The sequence below is a fragment of the Rhodothermus bifroesti genome (assembly GCF_017908595.1).
Lineage (GTDB): Bacteria > Bacteroidota > Rhodothermia > Rhodothermales > Rhodothermaceae > Rhodothermus > Rhodothermus bifroesti.
Map to the genome: position 1 here is coordinate 607773 of NZ_JAGKTL010000001.1, position 15131 is coordinate 622903.

Genomic DNA, 15131 nt, shown 5'->3' on the forward strand with positions numbered 1-15131 from the left:
GTGGGCAGCAATCGCTATGGTAGTTCGGTGGCTGGGCAAGGGAGCCCATTGCACTTCGATCCATTCGCTGAGTTGATCGGCTCCAGTCAGATGCAGCCGTGACGATACCGATCAACACTCGGCCTTTACGCAGTAGCTGCCTCACGTGGATAGCTTCTTCCTTGGGAGCAAAGCGTGTGGTTTCGCCTGGATGAGGCATGACGTCTTGAATCTACATCGCTAAGCGGCAAGTTTACGTTAACCGCATGCAGTTGCGCAACGTGAACCTCTGCCTCGAAAAAACGTAGCAGTTGCAACTCCTGCACTGATGCTACGCTTATGAAAAAAGGTGCTGGACTCTGGGTGCTCTGGGTGGGTCTAACCGCACTCGTTGCTGCACGAAGCCCACTTCCCGGTGCTCCTGAAGTGAGCCCCCCAGATACAACGCAGGCGACACCACGCATCGTCGAGGGTCGAGCCAGTTATTACGGCTGGGAGCGTGCGGGATGGATGACAGCCAGTGGCGAGCGTTTTGATCCCGAGGCGTTTACGGCAGCACATCCGACGCTTCCTTTTGGGGCTTACGTGCGAATCACCAATTTGCGCAACGGTCGCTCGGTCGTGGTACGGGTTAATGACCGAGGACCCCATGTGCCCGGCCGCGTGATCGATGTGTCGTATGCTGCAGCGCGTGCGTTGGGCATGATTCGTAGTGGTACAGCGCCCGTGCGGATTGAGTGGCTGCCCGAGGCCGTGCAGGATTAACGGATGACCAATCGATCCGGCAAATCATTGCGTTGTGGCGCTGGGTTGAGTAGGGGGCCTGTCAGCGGGGTTTCTAAGGCCGTTACGAAAGGGGCCAGCGTGGCAAAAAGAAAGTCTTGTTGGAATTCAAAAAAGTCATCATCAAACCCTGCCCGATCGCCTTCGTGGCCAAGGATGTCGACAAACAGAAGCCGCGGCCAATCCGGGAAGCGCTCCTGGGCTTGGCGTAGCAGGGAAAACAGCATCTGGGCGGCGTCCTCAAACGTATCTTCAGGTTTCACAATGTGATAGATGGAGACAGTGTTGTCAAAGTTCATCCAAATGCCCGGGCGCTCGGGACGGTTGTAGGCAGGCACAAAGACGGGTTCTTCCATAGCAACGCCTCATAGGGCATACAGACGAGGCACAAACGCTTACCAGGCGCCAGGGGTTCTTAAAAGTTAGGTAAGCACGCTCAGGCGGCTTAGCACCTCCACCAGCGCGCGCCCTACACTTTCGGCAGAAGCAGGATTTTGGCCCGTTACGATGCGGTCATCCACCTCTACGTGTGCGGTAAAGTTCTTCACAGAAACGTGAATGGCGCCCAGCTCCTTAAGGCGCGTCTCTAGCAGGAACGGTACTACCTTGTCTAGCTGTACCGCCTGTTCTTCCTCGTTGGTAAACGAGTTAATGCGCCGGCCTGCAACCAAAGGACGTCCGTTGGAAAGTCGAATGGGAAGGAGCCCCGCTGGGCCGTGACAAACAGCGCCGATCGCCCCACCCCGTTCATAGATGCTGGCCGCAAGACGCGCGAGCGCTTGGTTTTCGGGAAAATCCCACATGGTGCCGTGGCCTCCAGCGTAAAACATCGCTACGTAGCGTGAAGGATCGACCTGCTCAGGAGATAGCGTTTCTTGAAGGCGCCGGCCATGGGTTTCCCAGAAAGCCTTGTTGCGTGGATCTTCAAGTTTATAGCTCTTAGGATCCATGGGGGCAAGCCCGCCTTTGGGACTCACAAAGTCGATCTCGTAGCCAGCCTCATGCAATACCTGAAAGGGATGCGCAACCTCCGAGAGGTAATAGCCCGTTTGCTGACCAGTACTGCCCAATACGCCATGGCTGGTAACTACGAACAATACGCGTCCCATAGTTTTTCCCAAAGGGTTAGACCAGATCACGTTCTGGATAGGTAATGGACCAGAGGCGAAGAGGTTTGGCCCGCTTTTTAACAAATTCGCAACAGATCGATCTGAATAAACAAAAGCGCCCGACCTTGTGAGCCGGGCGCTTTGGCGTTGTCGCGTCGCGGTATGCTTAAAACAACTTGGCCGACCGCGAAAGGCGTTCGACGTTTGTTGCGCTAAGCCCCTTTGGGGTGCGCTCGACTTCGTAGGAAACCTCTTCGCCTTCGCGCAGGCCTTCGTCCCAACCCAGGCCGGGCACGTTGTTGCGATGCACGAATACGTCCTTGCTGCCGTCGTTGGGTTCAATAAAGCCGTAGCCTTTGTCCACGTTGAACCACTTGACGCGTCCTCGTTGAGCCATGATACCTTGTGTGTTGTGTCGCCTCACACGGGCTTAACCCTAAGCGGAGCACCGAAAAGCGCAACCCCAAAAGCAGCTAAAACCGTCAGAGGTGACGTCGTGTAAAGTAACGTTAACGCTTTCTCTAACAGCACCCGCTTTTTAGGGTTCCGTTGATCCTGAAAAAAATTTTTCGCCTGTCGCTTGAAGGGCTGTAAAGCGGCGTCAAAAAGTAAGGTATGCCGAGGCAAGAGGGTTTTTTCGCAGGGAATCGGGCATATTGCATGAAAATGATATGGGCAGCATATTGGAAGGGTATTCTTCATGAAAATCAAGCTGGGCTATGCTACGTGGCACAACGCTTTGTTTGCTATGGATACTGCTGGGGAGTGTATCGACTCAAGCCCAGCAGCGGCGTCTTCCCGTTGATACCGCAGTGGTCACGCATCATACCGTGACCATCAAAGGGGTGCCCATTCCGTACCGGGCAGTTGCTGGTACGCAGCCGGTCTGGGATGCACATGGACGCCCGATTGCTGCGCTGTTTTATGTGTACTATGAGCGGGAGGATGTGCAGGATCGATCGCAGCGGCCGTTAGTGTTTTCGTTTAACGGCGGTCCGGGTTCATCTTCGGTCTGGATGCATATTGGCTATACTGGACCGCGTCGGGTTCGGGTTGATGCTGAAGGCTTCCCTATGCAACCGTACGGGATCGAGGAAAATCCGTATTCCCTCTTAGACGTGGCCGATCTGGTGTATGTGGACCCCCTCAACACGGGTTTTTCTCGGACGCTAAGCGATACGGTAAAAGTGCAGCGGTTTTTTGGGGTGAATGAAGACGTGGCGTATCTGGCCGACTGGATTGCCACCTGGGTGAGTCGCCATGGGCGTTGGCACTCCCCGAAGTTTCTAATTGGAGAAAGCTATGGCACAACCCGCGTGGCGGGATTGGCTGGGGCATTGCAGGAACGGCATTGGATGTATATCAATGGGGTGATTTTGGTCTCGCCAACTGGGCTTGGCATCAAGCGGGATGGACCTGTAGCTCAGGCCCTATTGCTACCGTACTATACTGCGGCCGCTTGGTATCACCAACGACTGGCCCCAGAGCTGCAGCAACGCGACCTGGAGGTATTGCTTGCAGAAGTAGAGAACTACGCTATTGACGTATACCTGCCAGCACTGGTGCGCGGCAATGCATTAACCCCGGAGCAACGCCAGGAGATCGCGCATCGCGTGGCCCTGTATGCTGGCCTATCCACAACCGAAGTGTTGCAATACAACCTTTCGGTACCCCGAAACGTGTTTTGGAAGGCGCTGCTGCGCGACGAAGGGTTTACGATCGGCCGGTTGGACTCGCGCTACCGCGGCATCGACCGTCAGGCTGCTGGAGAGCAGTTTGACCATGACCCCGCCCTCAGTGCCTGGAATCATGCCTTCAGTCCAGCGATCAATGACTACCTGCGCAAGGTGCTGGGCTTTCAGACCGACCTCGAATACTGGGTGTTACGGGCGATCCGTCCATGGAATTTTGAGAATGACCAAACCGGCGAGCAGCTTCGGCGGGCCATGGCGCAAAACCCCTATTTGCATGTGTTTGTTCAGGCTGGGTACTTTGATGGCGGGACTGATTATTTTTCGGCTAAGTATACGCTCTGGCAACTGGACCCCAGTGGGAAGCTGAGCGACCGCCTCTTTTTCAAGGGGTACCGTAGCGGCCACATGATGTATCTCCGATTGGAAGACCTAGCGGTGGCCAACGATGATCTGCGCAGGTTCATTCAACAAGCCTTAGAAGCTGCACAGCAGCCTGCCCGATACTAAAATCCTAACCTGACAAATGAAAACAATGCGGCGAAAGCTCTTTTGGTTTTTCTGGCTGCTTATGGGTTGGACGCCAGCGCTTCGGGCCCAAGACCAAGCGGCCTGTCGCGTGACGCTGCCCGCAGCCGAGCGTATTGCGGCCGTAGAGGCCTACATTCACAAAAGCTGGGATAGCCTGACGCGCTCGCATCGCGACCTGCTTCAGGCCGTGCAAGATCCTAAGCTCGAGCACGCACCGGGCACGCCTTGGGTGCTTTACATTGCGGCTACAGAAGACAGCCTGGCCGTGTGGAACCAGCTCCAGCAAGCATTGCCCGATACCGGGCTTCGGCAAATCACGCTTCGTGTGCTTCCGAAAGATCCGATAGCCCAGCTAGACGTCATCAGGCCGCATGGGTTACTCTATTTGCCTGAGCCATACGTTGTGCCCGGAGGGCGTTTCAATGAAATGTACGGCTGGGATAGCTATTTCATCGTGATAGGATTACTTCACTCAGGACGCGTCGACTTGGCCAAAGCGATGACCGATAACCACCTCTATCAGGTGCGCCACTACGGTAAAGTGCTCAATGCCAACCGAACTTATTACTTGACGCGTTCCCAGCCGCCTTTTTTGAGCGCAATGGTGCTGGCCGTCTACGAGCACACACGCGACCGCGACTGGCTGGCTGCAGCCGTTCCGCTTGTGGAACGCTACTATGCCTATTGGACCCAACCGCCCCACTTGGCCGGAGAGACCGGTCTTTCGCGCTATTACGACTTAGGCGAAGGCCCAGCCCCTGAAGTGGTCTCCGGCGAGCGCGACGTGCAGGGCCGCACACACTACGACCGGGTCCGCGAATACTTCCGCACACATGAGGTAACTGCCTATGAGGTATCGCTGTACTATGTGGCCGAGACTGATTCGCTGACACCCCTTTTCTACAAAGGGGACCGGTCAATGCGCGAGTCGGGCTTCGATCCGTCAAACCGCTACGGCCCCTTTAGCGTGGACATCATTCACTACGCTCCGGTGGATCTCAACGCGCTGCTGTACCGCATGGAGCAGGACGTTGCGCGTATGCATGCGCTGTTGGGCGATAGTGCCGCAGCTCGCCAGTGGCACAACCGGGCCGAGGTGCGGCGTGCACGGGTAGATCGTTACCTCTGGGATCCAGAAAAAGGCCTGTATTTTGATTACAACTTCCGCACCGGTCGCCGCAGCGATTATGTGTTTGCGACCACGTTTTATCCGCTTTGGGTAGGCATGGCTTCGCCAGAGCAAGCTGCCCGCGTAGCCGCTAACCTTTACCTTCTGGAAGCCCCTGGCGGGTTGCTTACCAGCACCCACATCAGTGGGAGTCAGTGGGACGCGCCCTACGGCTGGGCACCGCTTTATCTCATCGCGGTCGAAGGGCTGCGTCGCTATGGTTACCACGAAGCCGCCGATCGTCTGACGGCCAAGTTTGTGTCGATGGTCACAGAAGATTTTGAGCGCACGGGAGTGCTCTTGGAGAAGTACGACGTAGTACAGCGTCGTTCGGATGTAGCCCTGCGCTTTGGCTATACATCAAATGAAATTGGCTTTGGCTGGACAAATGCGGTCTTTTTAGCATTACTAGCCCAAATGGATTAAGCGGCAGCAATGGACGCAAAAGCGCACTGGGAGCGGGTTTACGCAACTACACCCCTAGAACAGGTAGGTTGGTACCGACCGCATTTGGATACTTCTCTGGCGTGGATTCAAGCGCTTTCGCTACCCCCATCGGCCCGCATTTTAGATGTAGGCGGTGGCGCTTCGACGCTAGTGGACGATTTACTTGCGTTGGGCTTTACAAACCTCACAGTACTGGACCTCTCGGCTGTGGCGTTGACCCATGCGCAGCAGCGGTTAGGAAAGCAGGCCGCTGCGGTTAGCTGGATCGAGGCGGATATTACGGAAGCTTCGCTACCTAAAGCCTTCTATGACCTGTGGCACGACCGAGCGGTATTTCACTTTCTGACGACAGCCAAGGCTCAGAGGCGCTATGTCGAGCAAATGCAACAGGCCCTGCGCCCCGGCGGATATGCGATTTTAGCTACCTTTTCGCTTGAGGCACCACCACGTTGCAGCGGTCTGCCGGTGGTGCGCTACGACCTGGAAGCGCTGGTGCATACGTTAGGCCCAAAGTTTCGACTGCTGCGCCAAGGCAGAGAACACCACGTCACGCCCAGCGGCGTGGCACAGCCATATCTGTACGCCTGCTTTCAATACATCCCTTAACGCTATGGCCGTTTCAATCCCGACCACGATGCGGGCTATGGTGCTTGAAGCCCCAGGTCAGCCGCTTGTTTTGCGTGAGCTCCCGGTGCCTGAGCCCAAAAGAGGCGAAGTGCTTTTGCAGGTAGAAGCTTGCGGGGTGTGCCGCACCGATTTGCACATTGTCGATGGCGAGCTACCTGAACCTAAGCTACCGCTTATTCTGGGGCATCAGATCGTTGGACGGGTGGTGCGACTTGGTGAAGGGGTGCAGCGTTTCCAGGAAGGGGACCGGGTGGGTGTGCCCTGGCTAGCTGAAACGTGCGGTAGGTGTCGTTACTGCCGTCGTGGACAAGAAAACCTATGCCCTCAGGCCCAATTTACGGGCTATACGCGCGATGGCGGCTTTGCCGAATTCACAACAGCCCGTGCGGATTATTGCTATCCATTGCCCGATGAAGTGTACGACGCGCCCCACGCTGCGCCGCTGCTCTGTGCAGGGTTGATTGGCTACCGTACCTATCGGCTAGCTGGAGCACACGTCGAACGTCTGGGGCTTTACGGTTTTGGGGCGGCGGCCCACCTGATTATCCAGCTTGCTGTGGCCCGTGGGCAGCAGGTGTATGCGTTTACGCGGCCAGGCGATACCGCAGCCCAGGAATTTGCCCGAAAACTAGGGGCGGTTTGGGCTGGGGCCTCAAACGAACGCCCCCCCGAGCCGCTCGACGCTGCGCTGATCTTCGCGCCTGTGGGATCCCTGGTCGTTGAAGCGCTGCGCGTGGTGGATCGGGGAGGAATTGTGGTGTGTGGGGGCATCCACATGAGCGACATTCCCACGTTCCCTTATCGTCTGCTTTGGGAGGAGCGCGTCATCCGCTCGGTGGCTAACCTAACGCGGCAAGATGGGGAAGAATTTCTTCGGCTAGCTCCTACGATTCCGATACGTACGGAGGTGACGTGTTTCCCGCTAGAAAAAGCGAACGAAGCGCTTCGGCGCCTTCGGGAAGGACAGCTTCAGGGAGCGGCTGTACTGGTGATGACCACCAGTTAGGGTGTTAGGAGGGCCATGTAAGCTTGGCGGTCGTGTAGGAGTGCTGCTGCCCGAGCGATAAGCGGATCTTCTTGCAGGCGATACCGCATCTGCTCGCTAGCCGGCAGATAGCGTGCCAGCAGCTCCAAGCGCAACTGTCGCTTTAGAGCATCGGCTTCGCGCTCAAAGGCTGCCTGCTTCGCTTGCGCTAGCGCGGTTTGCAAAGGCTGCAAGGCCTTGAGTGCTTCCTGGTGGTTAGCAGCCTCCAACTGGCTTTGTAGGGTACTCAAGGTATATTCGGCTGGGAGACGATAGGTAAACGACTGTTTTTCGAGCCATTGCTCGAACGCTTTGAGCACAGCCGGTGAAATGTCGACGTTAGGGGTAGGAGGCTGAGGATGCTGAGCCACATAGTAGTTGGCGAAAAAGAAGAAAGCCGCTTGGCGACGCAGGGCTGCTTCAAGGGGACCGGGCTCTGGAGGTGATAGGCGCACGTCGGGTTCGATCCCGTGCCCGTCGTGTACCGTGCGTCCGCGTTGCGTGTAAAACGTGCGGCGTAGGGAATCAGGAATCAGGGTACCATTACCATCATGCCGGCTGTAGTCAATCGCTTGGATGCTGCGTCCACTGGGCGTATAGTAGGCAGCTGTGGTGATTTTGAGCGCGGTATTGTAGGGAAGTGGACGAATGACTTGGACGAGCCCTTTGCCGTAGGTATTGGTCCCCACCACTACACCACGGTCTAGGTCCTGAATGGCGCCGGCCACAATTTCGCTGGCCGAAGCGCTAAGCTCGTTAACCAGCACAACCAGCGGCACGTCGGGGGCTAAGGGCACTGTGGTGTTGCGATAGGTGCGGTTGCGGTCGGGCGTACGTCCACGGGTAGAAACAATCGGAGCGCCTTGGGGCAGAAACAACCCGGCAACATCAACCGCTGCTTCTAAAAGACCGCCTGGATTATCGCGCAGGTCCAAAATTAGCCCTTGAAGCTTGCCAGAGGCCATCAGCCGTTCTAGTGCTTGGCGCACCTCATCGCCGGCGCCTAGCGCAAAACGCTCCAAACGGATGTAGGCTATTCCTGCGGTGGTATCGTCGTTAAGAAATCCAGCATACGTAACGTTTTTCAACTGCACTTCTTCGCGCGTCAGTACAAACTTCAAGGGAGCTGGTTCGCCTTCCCGCACCACAGTTAGAGAAACTGTCGTGCCAGGTTGACCACGCAGCAGGTGTTGCACGGTTTCTAGCGATAGCCCCTCAGTCGGCTGGCCATCAATGTGGGTGATGATGTCGCCTGTGCGCAGTCCTTGTCGATAGCCCGCTGTTCCCTCAATAGGAGCCAAAACCGTGAGCTTGCCGTTGCGCAGGCCAACGTTGAGGCCCACGCCCCCATAGCGTCCCCGTGTCAGTAGTTCAATTTCGCTCCGATCGGCTTCGTCAAAAAACGTGGTATAAGGATCGAGTTCGGCCAGCATGGCCTCGATCCCTTTGCGCATCAGGCGACCAGGGTCAACTGGGTCAATATAGTCGGTAACGAGCGTTTCGTAGAGGGCACCGAAGATGCGAAAATGCTTCTGCAGGGCAAAAAACGTATTGTCCTGAACAGCAAAAAACCCCACCCCGACGCCTAGCGTCAGAATAAGCAGCAAAACAAGTCCGCTACGGCGCAGCAAATACATGATACCTACGAGTAAAGCGCCTGGCGCAGTTGTTCTTCCCGGCGGCGATCTACAAAGCTTGCTATATGTATCGACAATTCATAAAGCAGAAAAAGCGGAACGGCCACAAGCACTTGGGATATTGGATCAGGGGGCGTAAAGATGGCTCCCAGAATAAGCACAACAATCAGTGCATAGCGACGTCCTTTCCGCAGTATTTGACCCGAGAGTATGCCTAGTTTGGCCAAAAAGTACACAATAACCGGCAGTTCAAACAAAATCCCCACCCCTAAGGCCCAGGTGGTGATCATGCTAAAATACTTCGTAATGTCGAACTGGTTGATAATCTGTTCGGAGATCGTATAGTTGGCAAAAAACTGCAAGGCCAGGGGAGTAATGATGAGATAGCCGAACATCACGCCCAAGATAAAAAAGCCGGTTGCAAAAGCAGCTGCAAAGCGCATGCCTTGTTTTTCATGAGGATACAAGCCTGGCTCGACAAACTTCCACAGTTGATAAATGAAAACAGGAGCGCCAATGATAACGCCAACAAATAAAATGGTCCCCAAATGGGCAAAAAATTGTCCAGTGATCGTCCGATTGAGAAGCTCTAAGGGTTTAGCTTCAACCCCAAAGAGCCGGTACATAAAGAAGTCTGGTTTCGCTGGTCCAAGCAGAATGTGGTCGATAATCCACTTGCTGAAGAAGCTGCAAAGGATAGTGGAGACTAAAATTCCCGATAGGCCCTTAATCAGCCTCCAGCGTAATTCCTCAAGGTGATCCAGGAAGGACATTTCGGCCATGTCGGCCGAAGGGACAGCTTCTTGCACTGCCCCGTCGCCTTGTGGGGATGGGGCAGGAAGTGAAGGAGGTGCGGGGTTACGCGTTCCAAACAACTTCATTGCTGCTTCTGCACCGCGTTGTCATAGGGAATCCGAAGTACTGTGGGGACCATCCCGCAAGTTTAGATCCAGCAGAGCATCTACCCAGAGCCCTTCGGCTTCCAGGCGGGCACGTCCGTTACTCCAAGTAAAATTAAACAAGGTGAGCACGCCGCAAACGTGAAAGCCATCGCTGCGCAGCAGTGCAAGCGCCCGGGCTGCACTTCGACCGCTGTTAAGGATATCGTCGAGCAGCACAACAGGCTGCTGGCGGTCTAAGGGGCCTTCGACTAGGCGACGCCGACCGTACGGCTTGCGCTGCTCTCGAATAAAGCCACCACGCAGCTCGGGAGCACCTGGGGGAGGGGGAGCGGCCAAAGCGGCACATACCAGTGCGTAAGCCCCAAAGCCAAACCCGGCCAACTGCACTACGCCACGGGCACGCACCCGCTCAGCCAATAGTCGGCCTACTTCGCGAAACGTGTCCCCTTCGAGCATGGGGATGCGGGTGTCTAGTAGCCACCCGATCGGCTGTCCGCGGGGGTCGGTAATAGGTTCTTGCTCGCGGCGTACCAAAGCTCGGGCGTAGAGCTTACGCCCCAGAGCCACCAGGTCGGCATACGCAGAAGGGCTTAGCGCATGGGCTGCCATGGCATAAGTAACCGGCCAGCACGAAGCATGTCGTGGGGTGTTATTCGACGTAAACCCCTAAACGTTCCTGACTATGCAACAACAAAATCGTACAGCGGATATTGTTGGCAGAGCGCTTCTACCTCCTGGCGAATGCGGTGGCGCAGCTGCTCATCACCCGGATGACTGAGCACTTGGTCAATCCATGCGACCACTTGTCGAAACTCCTCTTCCTTGAAGCCTCGCGTGGTCATGGCTGGTGTACCGATGCGGATGCCACTGGTCACCAACGGGCTCTGCTCGTCGTAAGGTACCATATTCTTGTTTACCGTGATGCCGGCCTCTCCCAACAAGGTTTCAGCCTCCTTCCCGGTAAGTCCCTTATTGCGCAGATCAATCAGGATCAAGTGGTTGTCGGTGCCCCCAGAAACCAAGTGATAGCCCCGTTCCAGAAAGGCCTGCGCCATGGCCTTGGCGTTGCGTACGATCTGCTGAGCGTAGGTCTTAAACTCGGGTTTAAGGGCTTCTCCGAAGGCTACGGCTTTGGCAGCAATAACGTGCATGAGTGGCCCACCCTGCGTTCCCGGAAAGACGGCCGCATCGAGCAGCTCACTCATTTTTTTAAGTCGTCCGCTTTTGGGCGCTGTGATCCCAAAGGGGTTATCAAAGTCACGACCAATTAAGATCATCCCACCGCGCGGCCCTCGCAGCGTCTTATGGGTGGTGGTGGTTACAATATGGGCATAAGGCATAGGATCGTTCAGCACCCCCGCAGCAATAAGGCCTGCCGTGTGGGCCATGTCCATCCACAGCAGTGCGCCTACTTCGTCAGCAATCTCACGAAACGTTTTGTAGTCAAAATCCCGGGGATATGCACTGGCGCCAATAGAAATTAGCTTGGGCCGAATTTTTCGGGCTTTGTCCCGCACCTTGTCCATATCAATGCGACCGGCCAGGGGCCCCTCCTTTTCGACACCGTAGTACTCCGCGTGGTACAAGATGCCTGAAAAGTTGACCGGACTGCCATGGGTCAAATGGCCGCCATGGGCCAAGTTTAATCCTAAAAAGGTATCCCCTGGCTTAAGCGTAGCCAGGTAGACGGCCGCGTTGGCTTGGGCTCCCGAGTGGGGCTGGACGTTGACCCATTCACACCGAAACAGCTTGCGGGCACGTTCGCGGGCCAGTTCTTCGACCAGATCGACATATTCACATCCGCCGTAGTAGCGCCGGCCAGGTAGCCCTTCGGCGTATTTGTTGGTGAGCGGCGATCCCATTGCCTCCAAAACCGCCCGCGAAACGAAATTCTCTGAAGCAATCAGTTCCAAGCCATTGTTTTGGCGTGCTACCTCAAGCTGAATGGCTTGAAAAACTTCCGGGTCTTGAATTTCTAGGACCGACATGCGCAAAACCATCTCGATTGCAGAAAGCAATCCTTAAGATACGAAAAGCGAAGCGGGGTTTGTACGAAAAGTCGTTTATCGGATAGGCTGGGCAATCATGAAAAATCGACCTCCAATGCCCAGGAAACGCCAGTAATCCCGCTCGCCATCGGGCCCATCCGGATCCACCGTGTAAATGCTCCACAAGTAGTAATTGTCGCGATGGGTAACCTTGCGGGCAAGTGCTGCGGTCAAGGTTCCACCACTTTCGGCAAAAGCCCGACCAACAGGTGAAGTGCCTAATTCTCGATGCAGGTGTTCGCTCACCCGGTTTTCTAAATAGGCTTCAAAAGCGCCAGGGTCTGGATTGTATCCATACAAGACCCCTGCCACAGCCAACAGCAGCATCCATCCTACACGCATGGCAACCTCCTTATGTTGGGGGTTTAAGACGCGTTAGCGCATACACCAAGATGTTCGTGCCCATTTGCAAGGCAGCTTCCCGTTTTTCCGGTGGATCGCCGTGCACAGAAGGCGATTCCCATCCGTCACTAATGTTGGTCTCGTAGGTATAAAACACCACAAGTTGGCCGTTATGAAACAGCCCAAAGCCTTGCGGCGGCTTCCCGTCGTGTTCGTGGATTTTGGGCAAGCCGTTGGGGAACTCAAAATGAACGTGATAAATGGGGTGGTTGAAAGGCAGCTCTACAAATTCCTGTTCTGGAAAGACCTTTTTCATCTCCCGGCGGATGTAGCGGTCCAGTCCATAATCGTCGTCGATGTAGAGGAACCCGCCATTTTCAAGATAGCGCCGCAGCCGGCGGGCTTCTTCGTCGGTAAGCACAATGTTCCCATGGCCGCTAAGGAATAAAAACGGGTAGGTAAATAGGCGATCGCTGCTGAGTTCAACCACATCCGCCTGGGGCGCTACGTCAATGTTGGTGTGCTCACGTACGTAGCGTAGTAGGTTGGGCAACGGGGTTACTGCCTGATACCAGTCGCCGCCCCCTCCGTACTTTACGGCCGCGATCCGAAACGTGTAGGTCTCTTGGGCCCAAAGTGGCCAAGCCAGCAGGAGGCCCCCGATCATCCATAGCGTGCGCATTGTGCTTATGCTGCGTTTGCTGGTTGTACGAAAACGTTCGGGGTACGCAAAGGTTTAGCTGGATTTTTTAGGCCCAGATCCCGATCTTGCTATAACGTCGTGAGCCTTATTTAGCAAAAACAGGACCATAACGATGAAAGGCTGGTGCATTTCTTGGCCCTTGCTGCTGCGCATGAGCTGTTTAGGGCTTGGATTGGTTTTGCTGCCTGGGCGGCCTGCGGGCGAGCATGCCCCTTTAGTGGCGACTTTTTCCATCGTAGGGTACGATTCGGAAACCGGTGAGCTAGGGGTAGCGGTCCAGTCTAAGTTTCCCAACGTGCGGCCTATTGTCCCATGGGCGCAAGCTGGCGTTGGCGCGGTAGCTACGCAGAGCTATGCCGAGCTGGATTATGCACTCAAAGGGTTGGCGCTTATGGCTAACGGGGCCACAGCCGAAGAGGCGCTGCGCATTGTCCTGCGTGAAGATGCTGGGCGAGAGCTTCGCCAGGTGGGTATCGTGGATGCTCAAGGTAACGCTGCAAGTTGGACCGGCACGGCGTGTTTTCCCTGGGCCGGGGGTCGCGTAGGTCAGCAGGAAGGAAACGCTAAGGCGGCCACACCAGGCATGGTAGTAACGGGCTATGGCTATACCGCCCAGGGTAATATCCTGGTTTCAGAAGAGACGGTTGTGGCCATGGCACGGGCCTTTGAAGCAACCCAGGGCCCGCTGGCCGAGCGCCTGCTGGCTGCGCTAAAAGCAGGCCAAGAAGCAGGTGGCGATCGACGCGGGCAGCAAAGCGCTGCCTTGCTGGTCGTGCGCAAAGGCGCTGGCTACGACGGGCTTGACAACTATATCGACCTTTCCGTTTATGATCACCCTCGGCCTATTGAGGAGCTCATGCGTCTTTATGAGCTAAACAAACTCTACTTTTCTCCTGGTCGGCCTGAAGACCTAATCCCAGTTACCCCAGAAATTGCCCGTGAACTTCAGCAAATATGGAAAGAGCGTGGCTTTTACGACGGCCCTGTCAACGGCGTGGTCGACGCGACCTTCCAGCGCATCTTGATTGACTTTATGGGGTGGGAAAACTACGACATGCGCATCCCGGCTGTTGAAGCGGTGAATCTTGCCGCAGGCGACACGCTCAAAATCGACCGCGTGATGCTAGAACACATCCGCCAAGTGCATCGTGAAGGACGCTGGATACCGCGTTAAAGGGAAAGCTCCTGGAGCGATGCTCGAAGCACAGCGGCTGAGCGATGAAGGCCCTCTTGTTCCTCGGGCGCTAGTTCGGGCAAGACGCGACCTTCAATGCCTTCTAGGCCGACAACGCAAGGAATGCTTAGGCAAACGTCGCGTAAGCCGTATTCGCCCTCAAGTCGCACGCTTACCGGCAGTACGCTTTTCTCATCATCTAATATCGCCTCGACTAGGCGCGCAATTACCACGCCAATGGCCGTGTTGGTGTAGCCTTTGCGTTCGATGATGGCATAGGCGGCTGTCCGGGCTTCTTCGAAGATGCGCTGCATGTGCTGCGGATCAAACGGCCGGCCAAGCACGGTCCGGTTTAGGATGCGCTGGCCACCAATGGCCACCTGGCTCCAAATGGGAACCTCTGAATCGCCGTGCTCCCCTAAGATATAGGCATGGACCGAACGGGGATCAACCCCATAGTACTGCCCCAGCAGAGCCCGAAAACGTGCAGTGTCGAGTAAGGTACCTGTGCCAATGATACGCTCGGCGGGGCGTTGGCTAAGCCGCTGGGCTACATAGGTTAGGATGTCGACCGGATTGGTGGCGACGATCAGGATGGCTCCGGGCGCGTAGCGATCCAGCTCGCCCATAATCTCTCGGAACACTTCCGTGTTGCGATTAAGCAGGGCCAGCCGGCTTTCTCCGGGGCGCTGCGCTACGCCAGCGCTGATAATCACAATCTGCGCGTTTTGCAGGTCAGCATACGTGCCCGCGCGCACGGCCATGCTGCCCACCAGCGACTGGCCATGCATCAAGTCCATGGCCTCGCCTTCTGCTCGGCGGGTATCTTTGTCGATCAAGATAAGTTCGCTGGCAAGCCCTTTGATGAACAGGGCGTAGGCTGCAGCCACGCCTACGTGGCCGGTACCTACGAGGCCCACAACGCGGCGCTGTAACATCGCTGCTCAGATGGATAGGTTGCAAAGT

At 56.0% G+C, this 15131-nt stretch carries 16 protein-coding genes; 6 read left to right on the forward strand and 10 right to left on the reverse strand.

Annotated elements, in window-relative coordinates; all coding sequences use genetic code 11:
* The first annotated feature begins 318 nt into the window (after nucleotides 1-318).
* On the forward strand, nucleotides 319-744 hold the full coding sequence (locus tag J8E65_RS02550) for a septal ring lytic transglycosylase RlpA family protein (RefSeq protein ID WP_210373804.1): 426 nt from the start codon (nucleotides 319-321) through the stop codon (nucleotides 742-744).
* On the opposite strand, the gene J8E65_RS02555 is transcribed toward J8E65_RS02550, so the two are convergent.
* The 3 genes from J8E65_RS02555 to J8E65_RS02565 form a co-directional block, all read right to left on the reverse strand.
* Complete coding sequence (locus J8E65_RS02555; RefSeq protein ID WP_210373805.1) at nucleotides 741-1118, reverse strand: hypothetical protein; 378 nt, start codon at nucleotides 1116-1118, stop codon at nucleotides 741-743. The genes J8E65_RS02550 and J8E65_RS02555 overlap by 4 nt on opposite strands.
* Nucleotides 1119-1184: 66 nt before the next feature.
* Complete coding sequence (locus J8E65_RS02560; RefSeq protein WP_210373806.1) at nucleotides 1185-1871, reverse strand: type 1 glutamine amidotransferase domain-containing protein; 687 nt, start codon at nucleotides 1869-1871, stop codon at nucleotides 1185-1187.
* A 166-nt stretch (nucleotides 1872-2037) separates the two neighbouring features.
* Nucleotides 2038-2268 carry a cold-shock protein gene (locus J8E65_RS02565; RefSeq protein ID WP_210373807.1) on the reverse strand — a complete coding sequence of 77 codons (231 nt, stop codon included), beginning with the start codon at nucleotides 2266-2268 and terminating at the stop codon, nucleotides 2038-2040.
* 322 nt (nucleotides 2269-2590) lie between these two features.
* Between J8E65_RS02565 and J8E65_RS02570 the strand changes: the two genes are divergently transcribed.
* Genes J8E65_RS02570 through J8E65_RS02585 form a run of 4 tightly spaced genes read left to right on the forward strand, consistent with a single transcriptional unit; the run spans nucleotide 2591 to nucleotide 7341 of the window.
* A complete protein-coding gene (locus J8E65_RS02570) occupies nucleotides 2591-4072 on the forward strand; it encodes a S10 family peptidase (RefSeq protein ID WP_210373808.1) in 1482 nt (493 codons plus the stop codon).
* 16 nt (nucleotides 4073-4088) lie between these two features.
* The gene (locus tag J8E65_RS02575; RefSeq protein WP_237181546.1) at nucleotides 4089-5687 is read left to right on the forward strand and encodes an alpha,alpha-trehalase; all 1599 of its coding nucleotides are present in this window, start codon (nucleotides 4089-4091) and stop codon (nucleotides 5685-5687) included.
* 9 nt (nucleotides 5688-5696) lie between these two features.
* On the forward strand, nucleotides 5697-6314 hold the full coding sequence (locus J8E65_RS02580) for a class I SAM-dependent methyltransferase (RefSeq protein ID WP_210373809.1): 618 nt from the start codon (nucleotides 5697-5699) through the stop codon (nucleotides 6312-6314).
* Nucleotides 6315-6342: 28 nt separating this feature from the next.
* Entirely contained in the window at nucleotides 6343-7341 is a 999-nt protein-coding gene (locus J8E65_RS02585) for a zinc-dependent alcohol dehydrogenase family protein (RefSeq protein WP_272491916.1), read from the forward strand.
* Here J8E65_RS02585 and J8E65_RS02590 read toward each other — a convergent pair.
* From J8E65_RS02590 to J8E65_RS02615, 6 genes are all read right to left on the reverse strand, one after another.
* The gene (locus tag J8E65_RS02590; RefSeq protein WP_210373811.1) at nucleotides 7338-8996 is read right to left on the reverse strand and encodes a S41 family peptidase; all 1659 of its coding nucleotides are present in this window, start codon (nucleotides 8994-8996) and stop codon (nucleotides 7338-7340) included. The two genes, J8E65_RS02585 and J8E65_RS02590, sit on opposite strands and share 4 nt — an antisense overlap.
* Before the next feature lie 5 nt (nucleotides 8997-9001).
* Complete coding sequence (gene tatC / locus J8E65_RS02595; protein WP_210373812.1) at nucleotides 9002-9877, reverse strand: twin-arginine translocase subunit TatC; 876 nt, start codon at nucleotides 9875-9877, stop codon at nucleotides 9002-9004.
* A gap of 21 nt (nucleotides 9878-9898) precedes the next feature.
* On the reverse strand, nucleotides 9899-10507 hold the full coding sequence (locus J8E65_RS02600) for an orotate phosphoribosyltransferase (RefSeq protein ID WP_210373813.1): 609 nt from the start codon (nucleotides 10505-10507) through the stop codon (nucleotides 9899-9901).
* Between the two features lie 71 nt (nucleotides 10508-10578).
* The gene (locus J8E65_RS02605) at nucleotides 10579-11886 is read right to left on the reverse strand and encodes a serine hydroxymethyltransferase (protein ID WP_210373814.1); all 1308 of its coding nucleotides are present in this window, start codon (nucleotides 11884-11886) and stop codon (nucleotides 10579-10581) included.
* Between the two features lie 75 nt (nucleotides 11887-11961).
* Complete coding sequence (locus J8E65_RS02610; protein WP_210373815.1) at nucleotides 11962-12288, reverse strand: DUF4359 domain-containing protein; 327 nt, start codon at nucleotides 12286-12288, stop codon at nucleotides 11962-11964.
* 10 nt (nucleotides 12289-12298) lie between these two features.
* On the reverse strand, nucleotides 12299-12970 hold the full coding sequence (locus tag J8E65_RS02615) for a DUF4159 domain-containing protein (protein ID WP_210373816.1): 672 nt from the start codon (nucleotides 12968-12970) through the stop codon (nucleotides 12299-12301).
* A 172-nt stretch (nucleotides 12971-13142) separates the two neighbouring features.
* Here J8E65_RS02615 and J8E65_RS02620 point away from each other — a divergent pair, with 172 nt between their 5' ends.
* Entirely contained in the window at nucleotides 13143-14165 is a 1023-nt protein-coding gene (locus J8E65_RS02620) for a DUF1028 domain-containing protein (protein WP_210374055.1), read from the forward strand.
* Here the strand turns inward: J8E65_RS02620 and J8E65_RS02625 are convergent.
* Complete coding sequence (locus tag J8E65_RS02625; protein WP_210373817.1) at nucleotides 14162-15103, reverse strand: L-lactate dehydrogenase; 942 nt, start codon at nucleotides 15101-15103, stop codon at nucleotides 14162-14164. The genes J8E65_RS02620 and J8E65_RS02625 overlap by 4 nt on opposite strands.
* Nucleotides 15104-15131: the final 28 nt, after the last annotated feature.